Origin of the sequence: Ollibium composti, from assembly GCF_004801285.1 — a bacterium.
Taxonomy (GTDB): Bacteria; Pseudomonadota; Alphaproteobacteria; order Rhizobiales; family Rhizobiaceae; genus Mesorhizobium; species Mesorhizobium composti.
Map to the genome: position 1 here is coordinate 40,882 of NZ_SSNY01000001.1, position 16,407 is coordinate 57,288.

At 63.6% G+C, this 16,407-nt stretch carries 15 protein-coding genes; 11 read left to right on the forward strand and 4 right to left on the reverse strand.

From position 1 onward, the window contains the following. Positions 1-61: 61 nt before the first annotated feature. From E6C48_RS00160 to E6C48_RS00180, 5 genes are all read left to right on the forward strand, one after another. On the forward strand, positions 62-1,720 hold the full coding sequence (locus E6C48_RS00160) for an ABC transporter substrate-binding protein (RefSeq protein WP_136352760.1): 1,659 nt from the start codon (positions 62-64) through the stop codon (positions 1,718-1,720). A gap of 210 nt (positions 1,721-1,930) precedes the next feature. Next, positions 1,931-2,965, forward strand: a complete 1,035-nt coding sequence (locus tag E6C48_RS00165; protein WP_136352762.1) for an ABC transporter permease — start codon at positions 1,931-1,933, stop codon at positions 2,963-2,965. A 12-nt stretch (positions 2,966-2,977) separates the two neighbouring features. Then, positions 2,978-4,135 (forward strand): ABC transporter permease, encoded by a 1,158-nt coding sequence (locus E6C48_RS00170; RefSeq protein WP_136352764.1) that lies wholly within the window; start codon positions 2,978-2,980, stop codon positions 4,133-4,135. Positions 4,136-4,199: 64 nt separating this feature from the next. Next, positions 4,200-6,575 carry a dipeptide ABC transporter ATP-binding protein gene (locus tag E6C48_RS00175; protein WP_136352766.1) on the forward strand — a complete coding sequence of 792 codons (2,376 nt, stop codon included), beginning with the start codon at positions 4,200-4,202 and terminating at the stop codon, positions 6,573-6,575. A 235-nt stretch (positions 6,576-6,810) separates the two neighbouring features. Continuing rightward, a complete protein-coding gene (locus E6C48_RS00180) occupies positions 6,811-7,230 on the forward strand; it encodes a hypothetical protein (RefSeq protein WP_136352768.1) in 420 nt (139 codons plus the stop codon). Between the two features lie 7 nt (positions 7,231-7,237). Here E6C48_RS00180 and E6C48_RS00185 read toward each other — a convergent pair whose 3' ends face one another. Continuing rightward, on the reverse strand, positions 7,238-7,825 hold the full coding sequence (locus E6C48_RS00185; RefSeq protein ID WP_136352770.1) for a transglycosylase SLT domain-containing protein: 588 nt from the start codon (positions 7,823-7,825) through the stop codon (positions 7,238-7,240). Positions 7,826-7,974: 149 nt separating this feature from the next. After that, positions 7,975-8,751, reverse strand: coding sequence for a VOC family protein (locus E6C48_RS00190; protein WP_136352772.1), 777 nt, complete (start codon positions 8,749-8,751; stop codon positions 7,975-7,977). Positions 8,752-8,972: 221 nt separating this feature from the next. Here E6C48_RS00190 and E6C48_RS00195 point away from each other — a divergent pair, with 221 nt between their 5' ends. The 5 genes from E6C48_RS00195 (at position 8,973) to E6C48_RS00215 (ending at position 13,304) form a co-directional block, all read left to right on the forward strand. Further along, entirely contained in the window at positions 8,973-10,328 is a 1,356-nt protein-coding gene (locus E6C48_RS00195; RefSeq protein WP_136352774.1) for an NAD(P)-dependent oxidoreductase, read from the forward strand. 7 nt (positions 10,329-10,335) lie between these two features. After that, on the forward strand, positions 10,336-10,755 hold the full coding sequence (locus tag E6C48_RS00200) for a GFA family protein (RefSeq protein ID WP_230978626.1): 420 nt from the start codon (positions 10,336-10,338) through the stop codon (positions 10,753-10,755). Between the two features lie 112 nt (positions 10,756-10,867). After that, positions 10,868-12,181 (forward strand): NAD-dependent dihydropyrimidine dehydrogenase subunit PreA, encoded by a 1,314-nt coding sequence (preA, locus tag E6C48_RS00205; protein WP_136352776.1) that lies wholly within the window; start codon positions 10,868-10,870, stop codon positions 12,179-12,181. A gap of 135 nt (positions 12,182-12,316) precedes the next feature. Continuing rightward, positions 12,317-12,832 (forward strand): RrF2 family transcriptional regulator, encoded by a 516-nt coding sequence (locus E6C48_RS00210; RefSeq protein ID WP_136352778.1) that lies wholly within the window; start codon positions 12,317-12,319, stop codon positions 12,830-12,832. A gap of 13 nt (positions 12,833-12,845) precedes the next feature. Continuing rightward, on the forward strand, positions 12,846-13,304 hold the full coding sequence (locus tag E6C48_RS00215) for a carboxymuconolactone decarboxylase family protein (RefSeq protein ID WP_136352780.1): 459 nt from the start codon (positions 12,846-12,848) through the stop codon (positions 13,302-13,304). 46 nt (positions 13,305-13,350) lie between these two features. Here E6C48_RS00215 and E6C48_RS00220 read toward each other — a convergent pair whose 3' ends face one another. Both E6C48_RS00220 and E6C48_RS00225 read right to left on the reverse strand, forming a co-directional pair. Next, on the reverse strand, positions 13,351-14,091 hold the full coding sequence (locus tag E6C48_RS00220) for an NYN domain-containing protein (RefSeq protein WP_136352782.1): 741 nt from the start codon (positions 14,089-14,091) through the stop codon (positions 13,351-13,353). A gap of 99 nt (positions 14,092-14,190) precedes the next feature. Beyond that, on the reverse strand, positions 14,191-14,838 hold the full coding sequence (locus E6C48_RS00225) for a TetR family transcriptional regulator C-terminal domain-containing protein (RefSeq protein WP_136352784.1): 648 nt from the start codon (positions 14,836-14,838) through the stop codon (positions 14,191-14,193). Between the two features lie 227 nt (positions 14,839-15,065). Here E6C48_RS00225 and E6C48_RS00230 point away from each other — a divergent pair, with 227 nt between their 5' ends. Then, entirely contained in the window at positions 15,066-16,394 is a 1,329-nt protein-coding gene (locus tag E6C48_RS00230; RefSeq protein ID WP_136352785.1) for an aspartate aminotransferase family protein, read from the forward strand. The last annotated feature ends 13 nt before the right edge of the window (positions 16,395-16,407 follow it).

The following is a 16,407-nucleotide window of genomic DNA, read 5'->3' on the forward strand; positions in this document are numbered from 1 at the left end:
TTGACATCAGGGGGCGGATGCGGAATGTTAAAAGGCGCAAAGCCAGAAATGGGAGAAAAGAATGGTAACCTATAAGAGCAACGGCGATCACGTTCCTGGCCACATCGTCAAGATGGCGGAGCAGGCCAGGTCCGGTGAAGTCGACCGTCGCGAATTCCTGGCGATGGCGAGCATCTTCGGCGCTTCCACCGCCATGGCCTACGGCATGCTTGGCCTTGCCGCGCCGACGCCGGCGAAAGCGGCGGACGAGACACCCAAGACGGGCGGCGTGCTGAAAGTCGCCATGTCGATCAAGGATCCGAAGGACCCGCGCACGGCCGACTGGTCCGAGATTTCCAATGCCCAGCGCCAGGCGCTTGAGCCGCTGGTGAAGTACACGCGCGAATACACGTTCGAGCCTTATCTGATCGAAAGCTGGGAAATCAACGACGACGCCACCGAATACACGCTGCATGTGCGCCCGGGCGTCGAGTGGAACAACGGCGACAAGTTCACCGCCGACGACGTGATCTACAATTTCACCCGCTGGGCCGACAAGAAGGCCGAAGGCAACTCGATGCCGGGCCGTCTCGGCAGCCTGGTGGACGAGAAGACCGGCAAGCTGCGCGAAGGGTCGATCGAGAAGGTCGACGACATGACGATCAAGCTCAAGCTGACGTCGCCCGACATCGCCATCATCGCCAACCTGACCGACTACCCGGCGCTGGTCGTGCACAAGACCTTCGACGAGAAGGGCGCCAACTTCAAGAACTGCCCGATCGGCACAGGCGCCTTCGAACTGGTGTCCTACGACGTCGGCCAGAAGGTGGTCTTCAAGCGCCGCGAGACCGGCAAGTGGTGGATGGGCGACGTCTATCTCGACGGCGTCGAGTTCATCGACTACGGCACCGATCCGGCCGCGCTCGTCTCGGCCTTCGAATCCGGCGAAGTTCAGACCAACCACGAGACGACGGCGGACTACGTCCAGATCATCGCCGATGTCGGTGCGCCTGCGTCGGAATCGGTGACGTCGGCCACCGTGTGCTCGCGCTTCAACGTCAACAACAAGCCCTACGACGATCAGAAGGTCCGCCAGGCCATGTGCCTGGCCGTCGACAATGCGGTGGTGCTGCAGCTTGGTTACGGCAATGCCGGCACGGTGGCGGAAAACCACCATGTCGCGCCGATCCATCCCGAATACGTGCAGCTGCCGCCGCTCAAGCGCGATCCCGCCAAGGCGCTGGAGATGCTCAAGGAGGCCGGCGTCGCCGACCACGAGCACGAGCTGATCTCCAACGACGAGGACTACCACAAGAACACCACCGACGCGATCGCGGCCCAGCTGCGTGACGCCGGCATCAAGGTGAAGCGCACGGTGCTGCCGGGCTCGACCTTCTGGAACGACTGGACCAAGTATCCGTTCTCGGAAACCAACTGGAACATGCGTCCGCTGGGCATCCAGGTCATCGCCATCGCCTATCGCACGGGCGAAGCCTGGAACGAGACGGCTTATGCCAATCCCGAGTTCGACAAGAAGGTCAACGAGGCGCTTGGCATTGCCGATGCGGAGAAGCGCAAGGTGCCGATGAAGGACATCGAGCAGATGCTGCAGGAGTCCGGCATCATCATCCAGCCGTACTGGCGCAAGCTCTACATCAACATCAAGCCCGAGGTGAAGAATCACGCCATGCACCCGACCTACGAATACGAATTCGGCAAGGTCTGGCTGGATCAGGCGTGATCGATCCTTCTGCGCCGGGGGAGGGGCTCAGCCCCTCCCCCTCCACGCTCGCCTTCAGCGCGATTCCAGGCGGAAACGATTTTCAGTCCGGAATTGCGAGCAGACGCCAGGGCGGGCGGTTTTCGGTTGACGGCGGCCGCTCCGGCTGCATCCTTTCAATGCGACAGGGTTGACTGCATCTGACCCCAACCCGACCGGCAGGGGGGCAACATGCTTTTCTTCATTCTGAGACGGCTGGGCACGATGCTGCTCACCATGGTGTGCCTCACACTGGTCGTCTTCTTTCTGGTCAATCTCGAGCCGAACCTGAAGAAGCTCGCGATCAGCCAGACCGAAATGCACACCAGCGCCGAGCAGCTCGAGCAATGGCTGGTCAATCACGGCTACCGGCAGAACTTCTTCGTCCGCTACGGCCAGTGGCTCGGCGTGATCAAGAAGGCGCCGATCATCAATCCCGAGACCGGCAAGGCCGAACAGCGCTTCTCCTTCTGTAACGATCCGGTCGAACCGGTCTATTCGGGCGTGCTGCAAGGCGACTTCGGCTGTTCGACCAAGTTCAAGACCACGGCGGCGAAGAGGCTGTTTCCGGCGCTCGGCGCCACCGGCATCCTGATGTTCTGGGTGCTGGTGGTGATGATCCCGATCTCGCTGCTGATCGGCATCCTGGCCGGCATGCGGGAGGGATCGCGGACCGACCGCACGCTGTCGGTCGCCTCGATCGCCACGACGGCGACGCCCGAATACGTTTCGGGCGTCATCTTCACCGTCATCTTCGCCTCGTGGCTTGGCTGGCTGAACGGCTCGGCCGCATCCGCCAGCCAGGGCATCACCTTCTATAATTTCACCCTGCCGGTGATGACGCTGGCCATCTACGGCATCGGCTACATCGCGCGCATGACGCGCGCGTCGATGGTCGAGGTGATGACCCAGCAATATATCCGAACGGCGCGGCTGAAGGGCCTGTCCTTTTCCACCGTGGTCATCAAGCACGCGCTGCGTAACGCGCTGATCGCGCCGTTCACCGTCATCATGCTGCAGTTCCCCTGGCTGCTGACCGGCGTCGTCATCGTCGAGGTGATGTTCCGCTACCAGGGCTTCGGCTACATTCTGGTCGAGGCGGCAGGCAACAACGACATCGACCTTTTGCTCGGCTGCTCGCTGGCGTCTGTCTTCATCGTGCTGATCACCCAGCTCATCTCCGACGTGGGCTATGCGTATCTCAACCCGCGCATCCGCGTGCAGTAGGAAGGGGCGGCGATGGTTTCCGAATTCGTAGGTCCATTGGGCGTCGTCACCGGGGTGCTTGTGCGTTTCTGGCCGGTATGGCTAGCGCTCGCGCTCGTGCTTGCGGCAAGCTTCACCTACAAGAAGCGGCTCGGTCTCTACGGCCAGCTCTTCGACAGCTATGTCGGCATCGCCGGCGTCATCATCTGCCTGTTCTGGCTGTTCACCGCCGTATTCGCCTCCACCATCTCGCCGTTCAATCCGCTTCAGCAGATCGTGGTGATGAAGGACGCGCTGCCGGGCGCCATCGAGCCGGAAACGCACAAGATATTCCTGTTCGGCGGCGACAAGCTGGCGCGCGACGTGTTCTCGCGCATGGTCTACGGCAGCCAGATCGTGCTCATCATCGCGCCGGCGGCGACCGGCTTCGCGCTGATGGTCGGCATCACGCTCGGCCTGCCGGCCGGCTACTACGGCGGCAAGATCGACACGGTGCTGTCTTTCCTGGCCAACTTGGTGCTGGCTTTCCCGGTCATCCTTTTGTTCTACCTGCTGGTGACGCCGGGCATCATGGACACGCCCATTCCCTACGGCATGGCGGGCCTGTTCTTCATCTTCCCGATCATCTTCTTTTGCGTGCTGTTCTGGACGCGCTACAAGAACCGGCCCGACCGGCTCTACCTGCTGCTTGGGCTGACGCTGGTCATCGGCGGCTGGATCTATGTCGGCCTCGTCTTCGACAAAGACCCGCTCAGGATCGTCCATATCGATCCCAACCAGCTCAACATCTTCGTGGCGGTGGTGTTCGCCTCATCGCCCGGCGTGTTCCGCATCGTGCGCGGCCTTACCATGGACATCAAGACGCGCGACTATGTGGCGGCGGCGCAGACCCGCGGCGAGACGCCCTGGTACATCATGCTGTGGGAGATCCTGCCCAACGCGCGCGGGCCGCTGATCGTCGATACCTGCCTGCGGATCGGCTACACGACGATCCTGCTCGGCACGCTGGGCTATTTCGGCCTCGGCCTGGCGCCCGAAAGCCCGGACTGGGGCACGGCGATCAAGGACGCCAGCCGGCTTCTGCGCCAGACCATCCACCCGGCGTTGCCGCCGACGATCGCGCTGATGTCCTTCGTGCTCGGCCTGAACCTGCTTGCCGACTCGCTGCGCGAACAGTCGCTGAAGGATTGAACGACCCGCGCGTGGGCCCGGCCCTCGGCGGAACCGACGACCAGATCAAGGATTGGAACGACCGATGAACGAGGCAGTTCGAAATCCCGCCGAACCCATCATCGAGATCGAGAACCTGTCGATCTCCTTCTTCACCCGCAAGGGTGAGATTCCAGCGGTGATGGACTTTTCCTGCGAGGTCATGCCGGGCGAGGCGATGGGCATCGTCGGCGAGTCGGGTTGCGGCAAGTCCACAGTGTCGCTCGGCATCATGCGCGACCTCTCCAACATCGGAAAGATCGTCGGCGGCCGCATCGTCTTCAAGGGCAAGGACATGGGCGAGATGTCGGAGGAGGAGCTGCGCTCCATCCGCGGCAACGAGATCGCCATGATCTACCAGGAGCCGATGGCCTCGCTGAACCCGGCCATGAAGATCGGCCAGCAGTTGATGGAAGTGCCGATCCTGCACGACAAGGTGTCGAAGGAAGAGGCCTACAAGCGCGCGCTGGAAACGGTTCGCGCCGTCAAGCTGCCAGACCCCGAGCGCATGATGCGCAGCTATCCGCACCAGCTTTCCGGCGGTCAGCAGCAGCGCATCGTCATCGCCATGGCGCTCCTATCGAAACCGGCCCTGCTGCTTCTGGACGAGCCGACGACGGCGCTGGACGTGACCGTCGAGGCCGGCATCGTCGAGCTGGTCAAGGGGCTCGGCAAGGAGTTCGGCACGTCGATGATCTTCGTGTCGCACAATCTCGGTCTCATCCTGGAGACCTGCGACCGCATCACGGTGATGTATTCGGGCGAGGCGGTCGAGACGGGCAAGATCGAGGACGTCTTCGACCGCATGCGCCACCCCTACACGCAGGGGCTGTTCCGCTCGATCCCGCTGCCCGGCGCGGACAAGAACGCGCGGCCATTGATCGCCATTCCCGGCCAGTTGCCGCTGCCGCAGGAACGGCCGAAGGGTTGCAATTTCGGGCCGCGCTGCCACCATTTCGTCGAGGGCGTGTGCAACGCCGCCGAAATCCCGATGATCCCCGTCGAAGGGCACGAAGGGCACTTCTCGCGCTGCGTGCGCTTCAACGAGATCGACTGGGCCGAGATGCCGCCCGGTGCCAAGGAAGCGAGCGAGCCGGTGAAGCCCGGGGCACCGGTGCTCAAGGTCGACGACCTCAAGAAATATTACCACATCGGTTCGGGCGGCGTGTTCGGCGGCGGGCCGGGCCGTACCGTCAAGGCCAACGAGACGATCAGCTTCGAGGCGCGCGAGAGCGAAACCGTCGCCATCGTCGGCGAGAGCGGCTGCGGCAAGTCCACGCTGGCCAAGGTGCTGCTCGGGCTGGAGACGGCCAGCTCCGGCAAGGTGCTGCTCGGCAACGCACCGATCCAGGACACGCATGTGGAGAAGCGCGACGTCGAGACGGTGTCGTCGATCCAGATGGTGTTCCAGAACCCGTTCGACACGCTCAATCCCAGCCACACGATCGGCTCGCAGATCATCCGCACGCTGGAGAAATTCGGCGTCGGCAAGACGGTGGCGGAACGCAGGCAGCGGATGCTGGAACTGCTCGACCTGGTCAAGCTGCCGCGCCAGTTCGCCGAGCGCAAGCCGCGCCAGCTGTCCGGCGGGCAGAAGCAGCGCATCGGCGTGGCGCGCGCCTTCGCGGGCGCCGCCAAGGTGGTGGTGGCCGACGAGCCGGTTTCGGCGCTGGACGTGTCGGTGCAGGCGGCCGTCACCGAGCTTCTGATGGACATCCAGCGCAAGAACGGCACGACGATGCTGTTCATCAGCCACGACCTGTCGGTGGTGCGTTACATCGCCGACCGCGTCGTCGTCATGTATCTCGGCTACATCGTCGAGCAGGGCACGACGGACCAGATCTTCGCGCCGCCCTATCACCCTTATACCGAGGCGCTTCTGTCGGCGATCCCGATCGCCGATACGTCGGTGGTGAAGAAGCACATCGTGCTGGAAGGCGACATCCCCTCGGCGATGAACCCGCCGAGCGGCTGCCCGTTCCAGACGCGCTGCCGCTATAAGCATCTGGTGCCGGACGGCCTGTGCGAGAAACAGGTGCCCCCGGTGAAAGATCTCGGCAACGGCCACAAGAGCCTGTGCTGGCTGTCCGACGAGGTGCTGGCGAAGATGGATCCCGTCATCAGCTTCGACGAGAAGCATGCCGAACATGAAGGCGTGCCGGACGATGCGCCGCGCCGCACGGGGCCGGGCTTCACCGGGGAAGTGCCGCGGCGGCCGCACGGCAAGACCGGCACCGCCGACCTGTCGGACGACGCCGACGATGCAGAGGAAGCCGATGGAGGCGCGCGGATGGGGCGCAGCGAGGGCGCTGCCCGCAAGCCGAGGAGCCGCTCTGTGCAAGTGGGTTGGGGCGGACAATCCGACGACGCCAAGGCGCCGTCGCCGTTCGGCTCGGGAAAGCGTGGGAAGCCGAAGAAATAGGCGGAAGGAGCGCGACGGCCCGAGGCAAGCTGGCCGCCTGCGGCGGTAGCGCGTTTCGGTGGGAGGACAGGGGAGATTCCGCCGCCGCACGATCTCGAACAGGGCGGTGTTCTCTTGGGGGGAGGATATGTCGGCAACAATCGGGAACTCGGCTCGGATCGCCCGGGCTGTTTGGGCTGCCGCTGTGTTGGCGGTTCTTGCCGGTTGTGTCGCCGCACCCCAGCAACCCGTTCAGATGAACTACACTGCCGCGGAGTTCGACGCCTACAAGGGTAAAGGCGCCGCAACTGTCTATGGTCAGGCGTTCTTGCGGCAGCAGGGCGGGGGCGTGGTGGTCTGTGCCGGCGAGCCGGTGGTTCTGTTTCCGCACACCGCGTCGTTCGAGAAGGTGGTGGCCCTCGCGCGGCAGCATGTCCAGCCCGTGCTTGGCGATTCGGCAGATCCGCGCTTCAAGGAAGTCGCCCGCATCGCCACCTGCGACGCTCAGGGTAATTTCAGGTTTGCGGGAATACCCCGAGCGCGATGGTACATCTTTTCGCGCGTCCGCTGGTCGGTCGGCGACTATGGCCAGCAGGGCGGAGAGCTGTTGGGCGAGGTTGATACGACCGGCGGTGGCGAGCAGCAGGTTCTGCTGACCGACAGCAATCGTCTGTGACCGGACCTTATCCTCCGCAGCCCTGCAACTGGCCGGCGTATTTGCGCGCCATGTCGTCGGTGGCCTTGGCGTAGCTCTGCACGCTGGCGGGCCAGTTGCCGCGCTTGAAGCCGTTCCAGCCGAGATAATAGGCGAGGTAGAGGCGGTAGGTGTCGTTCTTGGCGACGCCGTAGGTATCGGCGGTCTTGGAATGGTACCAGCCGACGAAATCCACCGCATCGGCGAAACTGGAACGCCGCGCGCCCCAGTTGCCGCTTTCCATCTTGTACTGCGTCCAGGTGCCGTCGAGTGCCTGCGAATAGCCGTAGGCGCTGGACTGGCGCTTCCACGGGATGAAGCCCAGCAGCTTCGTACGCGGCGGCCGCGCATTGCCCTTGAAGCCGGACTCCTTGCGCACCGTCGCCATCAGCACCGGCACCGGCACGCCGTATTTGCGCTCGGTGCGGTAGGCGGCCGACTGCCAGTTGTTGAACCAGCCGTCGCGCTGGTCGAAAACCGAACAGATGTTGTTGATGTGGCTGGGTGCCGTGGCGCAGGCCGTCAGCGCCAGCAGTGGAGCAACCGCCAGAACCCGATTGAAACGCAACGCATACATGCGCTGCCTTTTAATCAAAAAGCGTGAAAGGAACCTTTCGCGCTTCGTTAACGGTTCGGTCCGGCGGCCTGAAAACGTCGAGACGGTGCGCCGGCCGGAGCCGGCGCGGGTCTGTGGCCACCATGCGGCAGCGGACCGATCCGTTGTCCCTAGCGATGGGGCGCCGTCAGCGCGAAGTGCGCGCCTTGCGGGTCCTGACACTGGACGACCCAGCTGCCGCCGGGAACCTCCATCGGACCCATGAGGATATTGCCGCCCCCGTCGGTCACGCGTTTGGCTGCCGCGTCGATGGCGTCGACGGTGAAATAGAACTGCCAGACCGACATCGGCATCTGTGGCGGCCGGTTCATCATGCCGCCGACCTGCTGGCCGTCGACGGAAAACAGCGCATAGATGCCCATCTCGCCCATGTCGAACTCGCTATCCTTCTTCCAGCCGAACTGGCCGGAATAAAAGGCCATCGCCGCCTTCCAGTCGCTGGTGTAGAGCTCGTGCCAACCGACATGGCCGACCGTGCCAGGCGCGACCGGCGGCTGGTCGGGGCCGTCGGGCTGCAGCATCTGGAAAGGGGCGCCCTGCGGATCGGTAACCACCGAGAAACGGCCGACATCGGGAATGTCCGTCGGCTCGCAGAAGACCGAGCCGCCAGCGGCCTTCACCGATTTCGTCGCGGCGTCGACGTCGGCGGCGTAGATGTAACCGACCCAGGCGGGCGGCCCGCCCATCGCCTTCATCTGCTCGGGCTGATTCATGATGCCGCCGACGCCGCGGTCGCCGGCATTCATGACGATATAGGGCTTGCCGGACATGTCCGATCCGCCCCAGACCTCGGGCCGCCAGCCGATCACGCCGGCGTAAAAATCCCTGGCGGCCTCGGTGTCGGTCGTCAGCAGTTCGTACCAAAAGAAGGAAGGGGTTCTGGGCATGGCTGGCTCCTCTCGTGCGCCCGCTCGGGGGCAAACATAGGACGCGGACAAGCCAGGGAAACCGACAGGCCCGCAAATAATTTGTCGCCAAAATCATGACTATTTTTCTCATGATTTTGATGAATGGTTTCAATGCCTTGGATAGAAATTTGACCGATTGATAAAAAATCAGAACGTGCTAGCCTGCTTGAAAATCATAACAATCAAGAGCGGGAATCCTGATGGCACTCAGTCTCTACAAGGAAGGCATTGCCGGCGGCCGGCTGTCGTCCGAGCAGTATGCCGAGAATTTTTCCGACCTGCATCCGCCGCTGGACCATCATGAGGCATTGGTCGAGGCCGACCGCTGCTATTTTTGCTACGACGCGCCGTGCATGAACGCCTGTCCGACGGCGATCGACATTCCCATGTTCATCCGCGAGATCGCCACTGGCAATCCGCTGGGCTCGGCCAAGACCATCTTCGACCAGAACATCCTCGGCGGCATGTGCGCGCGCGTCTGCCCGACCGAGACGCTGTGCGAGGAGGCCTGCGTGCGCGAGACGGCGGAAGGCAAGCCGGTGCAGATCGGCCGCCTGCAGCGCTACGCCACGGACGTGGCGATGGAAGAGGGCAAGCAGTTCTACAGCCGCGCCGCGTCGACCGGCCGTAAGATCGCGGTAGTCGGGGCGGGGCCGGCAGGCCTTGCGGCGGCGCACCGTCTGGCGCGCTACGGTCACGACGTGACGGTGTTGGAAGCGCGGCCGAAGTCCGGCGGTCTCAACGAATACGGCATCGCCGCCTACAAGAGCACCGACGCATTCGCGCAGTCCGAGGTCGACTACGTGACCGCCATAGGCGGCATCACGATAGAGAACGGCAAGGCGCTCGGCCGCGACTACCAACTCGCCGACCTGGTGAAGGCCTATGACGCGGTGTTCCTCGGCATGGGGCTCGGCGGCGTCAATGCGCTGCGCGCCGACGGCGAGGACGCGGACGGCGTCGCCAATGCCGTCGATTTCATTTCCGAACTCAGGCAGGCGAGCGATCTCGCCGGGTTGCCGGTCGGGCGGCGCGTCGTCGTCATCGGCGGCGGCATGACCGCTATCGACGCCGCCGTGCAGTCCAAGCTGCTCGGCGCCGAGGAGGTGACGATCTGCTACCGGCGCGGGCAGGAGCATATGAATGCCTCTGAGTTCGAGCAGGATCTGGCCAGTGCCAACGGTGTCACCATCCGCCACTGGATGCAGCCGAAGCGGGTGATCGCCGAGGGCGGCAAGGTGAGCGGCATCGAACTGGAATACACCGTGCTCGACGGCGAAAGGCTCAAGGGCACCGGGGAGACGCTGACGCTGGCCGCCGACCAGGTGTTCAAGGCCATCGGCCAGTCCTTCGTGCCGGCGGCGCTCAATGGCTCGGGCGCTGCGATCGAACTGGAAGGCGGCCGCATCAAGGTGGACGGCGAGGGCCGCACCTCGATGGCCAAGGTCTGGGCCGGCGGCGACTGCGTGATCGACGGTCGCGAGGACCTTACGGTTTCGGCCGTGGCGGCCGGCCGCGACGCGGCTGAAAGCATCCATCGGGTGTTGATGGGGTAGGCGCGCTATGGGCATCGAACTGGACGGCGGATGCTACTGCGGGGCCTTGCGCTACCGGATCACGGCCGAGCCCCTTCGCAAGGGACAGTGCCATTGCCGCCCGTGCCAGCATGTGTCCGGCGGCGGTCCCAACTATTTCATGGTGATCCCAGCCGAGGGCTTTGCCTATACCAGGGGCGAGCCGAAGGCTTTCCGCCGGCCTGACCTCGAAAGCCCGCGCACCCGCGAATTCTGCGGCACTTGCGGAACGCAGATCCTGACACGTCGCCCAGACATGGCGCACCCGATCGTCAAGGCTGGGACTCTGGATGATCCGAACGCCTATGTGCGGCCGGACTTCGCGATTTTTTGCGAGGAAAAAGCCGTCTTCCACCTGATCCCCGACGGCATTCCCGCCTTCGACAAAATGCCAGAGAAGCGTCCATGACGTGGCGCCGGCTGGCCATCCGGTCCAACCTGTCCGCCGAAGGCAGCGGATGCCTGAATTACAAGCGTTGTGAATAGCCGGCGGGCGACCGCCAAGCCAAAGGACAAGACCCATGGCAGACATCCGCAACAATTTCGTCGGCATCAAGTCGCCAAACCCGTTCTGGCTGGCCTCGGCGCCGCCGACCGACAAGGCCTACAACGTCGAGCGCGCCTACAAGGCGGGCTGGGGCGGCGTGGTGTGGAAGACGCTGGGCGAGGAAGGCCCGCCGGTCGTCAACGTCAACGGACCGCGCTACGGTGCGATCTGGGGCGCGGACCGGCGTCTGCTGGGCCTGAACAACATCGAGCTGATCACCGATCGCCAGCTTCAGCTCAACCTGCAGGAGATGAAGCAGGTCAAGAAGAACTGGCCGGATCGGGCGCTGGTCGCCTCCATCATGGTGCCCTGTGTCGAGGAAAGCTGGAAGGCGATCCTGCCGGCGGTGGAAGAAACCGAATGCGACGGCATCGAGCTGAACTTCGGCTGTCCGCACGGCATGAGCGAGCGCGGCATGGGTTCGGCTGTCGGCCAGGTGCCGGAATACATCGAGATGGTGGCGCGCTGGTGCAAGCAGTATACGCGCATGCCCGTCATCGTGAAGCTGACGCCGAACATCACCGACATCCGCTATCCGGCGCGCGCGGCGAAGAAGGGCGGCGCGGACGCGGTGTCGCTCATCAACACCATCTCCTCCATCACCTCGGTCAATCTGGACAGCTTCTCGCCGGAGCCGTCGATCGACGGCAAGGGTAGCCATGGCGGTTATTGCGGCCCGGCGGTGAAGCCGATCGCGCTCAATATGGTGGCCGAGATCGCCCGCGATCCGCAGACGGCCGGCCTGCCGATCTCGGGCATCGGCGGCGTCACCACCTGGCGCGACGCTGCCGAGTTCCTGGCGCTCGGCGCCGGCAACGTTCAGGTGTGCACGGCAGCCATGACGTACGGTTTCAAGGTCGTGCAGGAGATGATCTCGGGCCTGTCGAATTGGATGGACGAGAAGGGCCATCGCTCGCTGGACGACATCATCGGCCGGGCCACGCCCAACGTCACCGACTGGCAGTACCTCAACCTCAACTACATCGCCAAGGCGCATATCGACCAGGACGCCTGCATCAAGTGCGGCCGTTGCCACATCGCCTGCGAGGACACCTCGCACCAGGCGATCACATCCATGGTGGACGGCGCGCGGCATTTCGAGGTGATGGAAGACGAGTGCGTCGGCTGCAACCTGTGCGTCAACGTCTGCCCGGTCGAAGGCTGCATCACCATGGTGCCGCTGGAAGTCGGCGCGCTCGACCAGCGCACCGGCAAGACGGTGTCGCCGGACTACGCCAACTGGACGACGCATCCCAACAATCCGATGGCCCGTCAGGCCGCGGAATAAAACTCCTCCCGGAGCAGGCGAGGCCGTCGCGTTGCGTATCGACGGTTTCGCCTGCGGGGCGGAGTTTTTCTTTGTGTCTATTGACGACAATAATTATCGATGATATATTGTATCCATGATTGAGAGGCTGATGCGATGAAACTGAGCGAGGGTGTCGAGGCTGCGATCCATTGTGCCGCGACGCTCGCCGGCGTCGAGGGCGGGGCGACGATGCCGGGCGCCGCGCTGGCCGAGCAGTTCGGCCTGTCCGGCAGCTACCTGCTCAAGCATTTGCAGGCGCTGACCGCCGCCGGCATCCTGGAATCCGTTCCCGGTCCCGCCGGCGGCTACCGGCTGGCGCGTGCGCCGGATCGCATTTCCCTGCTCGATATCGTGCTGGCGGTGGAAGGGCCGCAACCGGCGTTCCGCTGCGGCGAGATCCGGCGCAACGGCCCGGTCAAGCTGCCGACTGACGCCTATGTGAAGCCGTGCGGTATCAAGGTGGCGATGCTGAGGGCCGAGCGGGCCTATCGGGCGGCGCTGGCGGAAGAAAAACTCTCCGACATCGTCGCCGACTTCATGAGCGATGCCGATCCGCGCTCAGTCGCCGCCGCCTGTGCCTTTGCCGAGCGGCATCAGCGGCCACAGAAATCCAGTTCCCCCAAGCAGTAAGAAAGGAAAGACCATGAAACCGAGACTCCAGTTCTTCAACGTCGCCCCAGCCCTGTTGAAGCAGGTGCAGGCGCTCAACCAGGCGGTCGAGGAATGCGGACTGGAAATAGGCCTGCTGCATCTCATCAAGCTGCGCGCCTCACAGATCAACGGCTGTTCCTTCTGCGTCGACATGCACAGCAAGGAAGCGTTGCGCGACGGCGATACGCTGCAGCGCGTCATCCTGGTGGCGGCATGGAAGGAATCGCCGCTGTTTTCCGAGCGTGAACGCGCCGCACTTGCCTATACCGAAGCGGTGACGCTGATTTCCAAGGACGGCGTTCCGGATGCGCTCTACGAGGCGACCCTGAAGCATTTTTCCGAAGAGGAACTGGTCAAGCTCAGCGTGGCGATCGGCATGATCAACGTCTGGAACCGCCTGTGCGTGCCGTTCCACGCCATCCATCCGGTCGAGCGCGCCAAGGCGGCGTGATCGAGGAGTGGCGTGCTGCCGCGGCTTTTGGATGCGTACCGCTGCCTCAAGCCGTGGCGGCTCGGTGACCATGCCGCAGCCGCACCCGAACGGAACCTCCCTTGCCGACCTGTTCGATTTGGCCCGTCTGCTTCAGATTTTTGAGGAATTTGCCCTTGCCGCAAATCTGGGCGGCAAGGTCGGGGACTTCCCGGCGCATGGTCGCGGCAAGAACCGACAGATGAATCGAGCCTACGGGATCGGCACCGCTCAAATCACGCAGCAAGTCGACGACTTTTGAAGGAAGCGGGGTGCCGGCCTTCGCCGTGCCGGTCGGCTTCGCCGCGTCGGTGGTCTTTGCCAAAGGTGCGACCGCTGGTTTGCTGGGGGCGGTCCCGAGAAGGAAGAACTGGGTAAAGTTCTTTCGCAGGGCACCATCGATCCTGGCGTCGCCGAACCCGTAGATCTTCTTGCCGCGCTGTCGGAGCTTCGTCGTCAGGGGAAGGAAATCCCGGTCGTTCGAAACCAAACAAAACCCTTCCACCAGATTTGCGTGAAGAAGCTCCATGGCGCGGATCGTCAGGGCTATGTCCGTGCTGTTCTTGCCCTTGCCGCCAGAAACCTGGAAGACCAACTCAAGGCCATGATCGCGCGCGGCGCCGACCCAATCCGACAAGCGGTTTTCAGTAAAGTCGCCGAACACGCATTTAACGACTGGTTCTCCCAACCCGACGATATGCTGTTCCAGTTCCGGCAAGAGCTTGGCGGATATATTCTCGCCGTCGATGAGTAGTGCGAGAATCTGCATGTGTTTCGCTCGCTTAAGATTTCAGTTTGGCGAGGATAGATGCGGGCATTCAAATATCGGTTGCTTCGATTGGCGGCATTTTAAGGACGTCAAGTCCGATCATCTTGCCCTCGGCCGCAATCCGTCCATGAAAAGGTTTTCCAGAAACCGTGCCGCATCCTCGAAGCGGTGTTCGTCGCCGCGGCCGGGGCCGAGCACGGCGCGCACCTGCACGTCGAAGTCGGCATAGTGCTGGGTCGTCGCCCAGATCGAGAAGATCAGGTGGCGAGGGTCGGTGCGGGCGATTTTTCCGGCGCGCATCCAGCCGTCTATGACGGCGGCCTTGTCGTCCACCAGCGTCTTCAATTCGCCCTCCAGCAGCGGCATGATGCGCGGCGCGCCCTGCAGGATCTCGTTGGCGAACAGACGGCTTTCGCGCGGAAAATCGCGCGCCATCTCCAGCTTGCGGTGGATATAGCTTCTGAGTTCCGTCAACGGGTCGCCGACATCGTCCAGCTCGCGCAGCGGCGCCAGCCAGGTGTCGAGCAGGCGCTGCATCAGCGTCTCGTGGATGTCTTCCTTGCGGCGGAAATAGTAGAGCAGGTTCGGCTTCGACATGCCGGCCGCCTCGGCGATCTGGTCGATGGTGGCGCCGCGGAAGCCGTGCGCGGAGAAGACTTCGAGTGCGGCTTCCAGGATCAGGTCCCGCTTTTCCCTCTGGATGCGGGTGCGGCGACGCGGGGCAGGGGCCTGGACGTCGGCGCTCATCCTTTTTCCCCAATGGCTTCGCCGCTTTCTGGACCAATTGTCTGGACCAGTTTTTTGCGAAGCTGTGGAGCGCGCCGAGCCTGCCGCATTTCCGCTAGTAATCCCTTGACCGCCCGTGGGGCGGTGCTAACGTTTGTCCATCCGGTCAAAATTTGCGTAGCACGAAAGCGCGCCGAAGACCAAGCGTTGGCCGCAGCGAAACACGATTACGAAAGGAAGGCTTGGTCATGTCCAACCGGCTCAATGTAACGCCGAACGATCTCAGCGCATTCTGGATGCCCTTCACGGCAAACAGGCAGTTCAAGCAGGCGCCGCGCATGCTGGTCGCCGCCAAGGACATGCACTACACCACCAGCGACGGGCGCAAGATCCTCGACGGCACCGCCGGTCTGTGGTGCGTCAACGCCGGCCACTGCCGCCCGAAGATCACCGAGGCGATCCAGCAGCAGGCCGCCGAGCTCGATTACGCGCCAGCCTTCCAGATGGGCCATCCGATCGTCTTCGAACTGGCCAACCGCCTGGTCGACATCGCGCCGAAGGGCATGGACCATGTCTTCTTCACCAATTCCGGCTCGGAATCGGTCGACACCGCGCTGAAGATCGCGCTCGCCTACCAGCGGGTGCGCGGCGAGGGCAGCCGTACGCGGCTGATCGGCCGCGAGCGCGGCTACCACGGCGTCAATTTCGGCGGCATCTCGGTCGGCGGCATCGTCTCCAACCGCAAGATGTTCGGCACGCTGCTCACCGGCGTCGACCACATGCCGCACACCCATTTCCCCGACAGGAACGCCTTCTCGCGCGGCGTTCCGGAGCACGGCGGCGACATCGCCAACGAGCTGGAGCGCATCGTTGCGCTGCATGACGCTTCGACCATCGCGGCCGTCATCGTCGAGCCGGTGGCCGGCTCCACCGGCGTCATCCTGCCGCCGAAGGGCTATCTCAAGCGCCTGCGCGAAATCTGCGACAAGCACGGCATTCTCTTGATCTTCGACGAGGTCATCACCGGTTTCGGCCGTCTCGGCACGCCGTTCGCGGCCGACTATTTCGGCGTCACGCCTGACATCATCACCACCGCCAAGGGCGTCTCCAACGGCGTCATCCCGATGGGCGCTGTGTTCGTAAAGAAGGAAATCCACGACGCCTTCATGAACGGCCCGGAGCACATGATCGAGTTCTTCCACGGCTACACCTATTCGGGTAACCCGATCGCCTCGGCCGCGGCTCTCGCCACGCTCGACACCTACAAGGAAGAGGGCCTTTTGACGCGCGGCGCCGAACTCGAAGACTACTGGGCCGACGCGCTGCATTCGCTGAAGGGCGAGCCGCACGTCATCGACATCCGCAACATCGGCCTGATCGGCGCAATCGAGCTGGAGCCGATCGCCGGCGCCCCGACCAAGCGTGCCTTCCAGGCCTTCGTCAAGGCGTTCGAGCGCGGCGCACTGATCCGCACCACCGGCGATATCATCGCGCTGTCGCCGCCGCTCATCATCACCAAGGGACAGATCAACGAGCTGATCGATCATGTCCGCGAGGTGCTGCGTATGGTCGACTGACCTTGTGCCTATC

Coding starts and splice junctions, on each gene's coding strand:
- E6C48_RS00190 (WP_136352772.1), bottom strand. CDS start 8,751: ATGCCCAGAACCCCTTCCTTCTTTTGGTACGAACTGCTGACGACCGAC.
- E6C48_RS00160 (WP_136352760.1), top strand. CDS start 62: ATGGTAACCTATAAGAGCAACGGCGATCACGTTCCTGGCCACATCGTC.
- E6C48_RS00185 (WP_136352770.1), bottom strand. CDS start 7,825: ATGTATGCGTTGCGTTTCAATCGGGTTCTGGCGGTTGCTCCACTGCTG.
- E6C48_RS00230 (WP_136352785.1), top strand. CDS start 15,066: ATGTCCAACCGGCTCAATGTAACGCCGAACGATCTCAGCGCATTCTGG.
- E6C48_RS00200 (WP_230978626.1), top strand. CDS start 10,336: ATGGGCATCGAACTGGACGGCGGATGCTACTGCGGGGCCTTGCGCTAC.
- E6C48_RS00165 (WP_136352762.1), top strand. CDS start 1,931: ATGCTTTTCTTCATTCTGAGACGGCTGGGCACGATGCTGCTCACCATG.
- E6C48_RS00215 (WP_136352780.1), top strand. CDS start 12,846: ATGAAACCGAGACTCCAGTTCTTCAACGTCGCCCCAGCCCTGTTGAAG.
- E6C48_RS00220 (WP_136352782.1), bottom strand. CDS start 14,091: ATGCAGATTCTCGCACTACTCATCGACGGCGAGAATATATCCGCCAAG.
- E6C48_RS00225 (WP_136352784.1), bottom strand. CDS start 14,838: ATGAGCGCCGACGTCCAGGCCCCTGCCCCGCGTCGCCGCACCCGCATC.
- E6C48_RS00175 (WP_136352766.1), top strand. CDS start 4,200: ATGAACGAGGCAGTTCGAAATCCCGCCGAACCCATCATCGAGATCGAG.
- E6C48_RS00180 (WP_136352768.1), top strand. CDS start 6,811: ATGAACTACACTGCCGCGGAGTTCGACGCCTACAAGGGTAAAGGCGCC.
- E6C48_RS00170 (WP_136352764.1), top strand. CDS start 2,978: ATGGTTTCCGAATTCGTAGGTCCATTGGGCGTCGTCACCGGGGTGCTT.
- E6C48_RS00210 (WP_136352778.1), top strand. CDS start 12,317: ATGAAACTGAGCGAGGGTGTCGAGGCTGCGATCCATTGTGCCGCGACG.
- E6C48_RS00195 (WP_136352774.1), top strand. CDS start 8,973: ATGGCACTCAGTCTCTACAAGGAAGGCATTGCCGGCGGCCGGCTGTCG.
- preA (WP_136352776.1), top strand. CDS start 10,868: ATGGCAGACATCCGCAACAATTTCGTCGGCATCAAGTCGCCAAACCCG.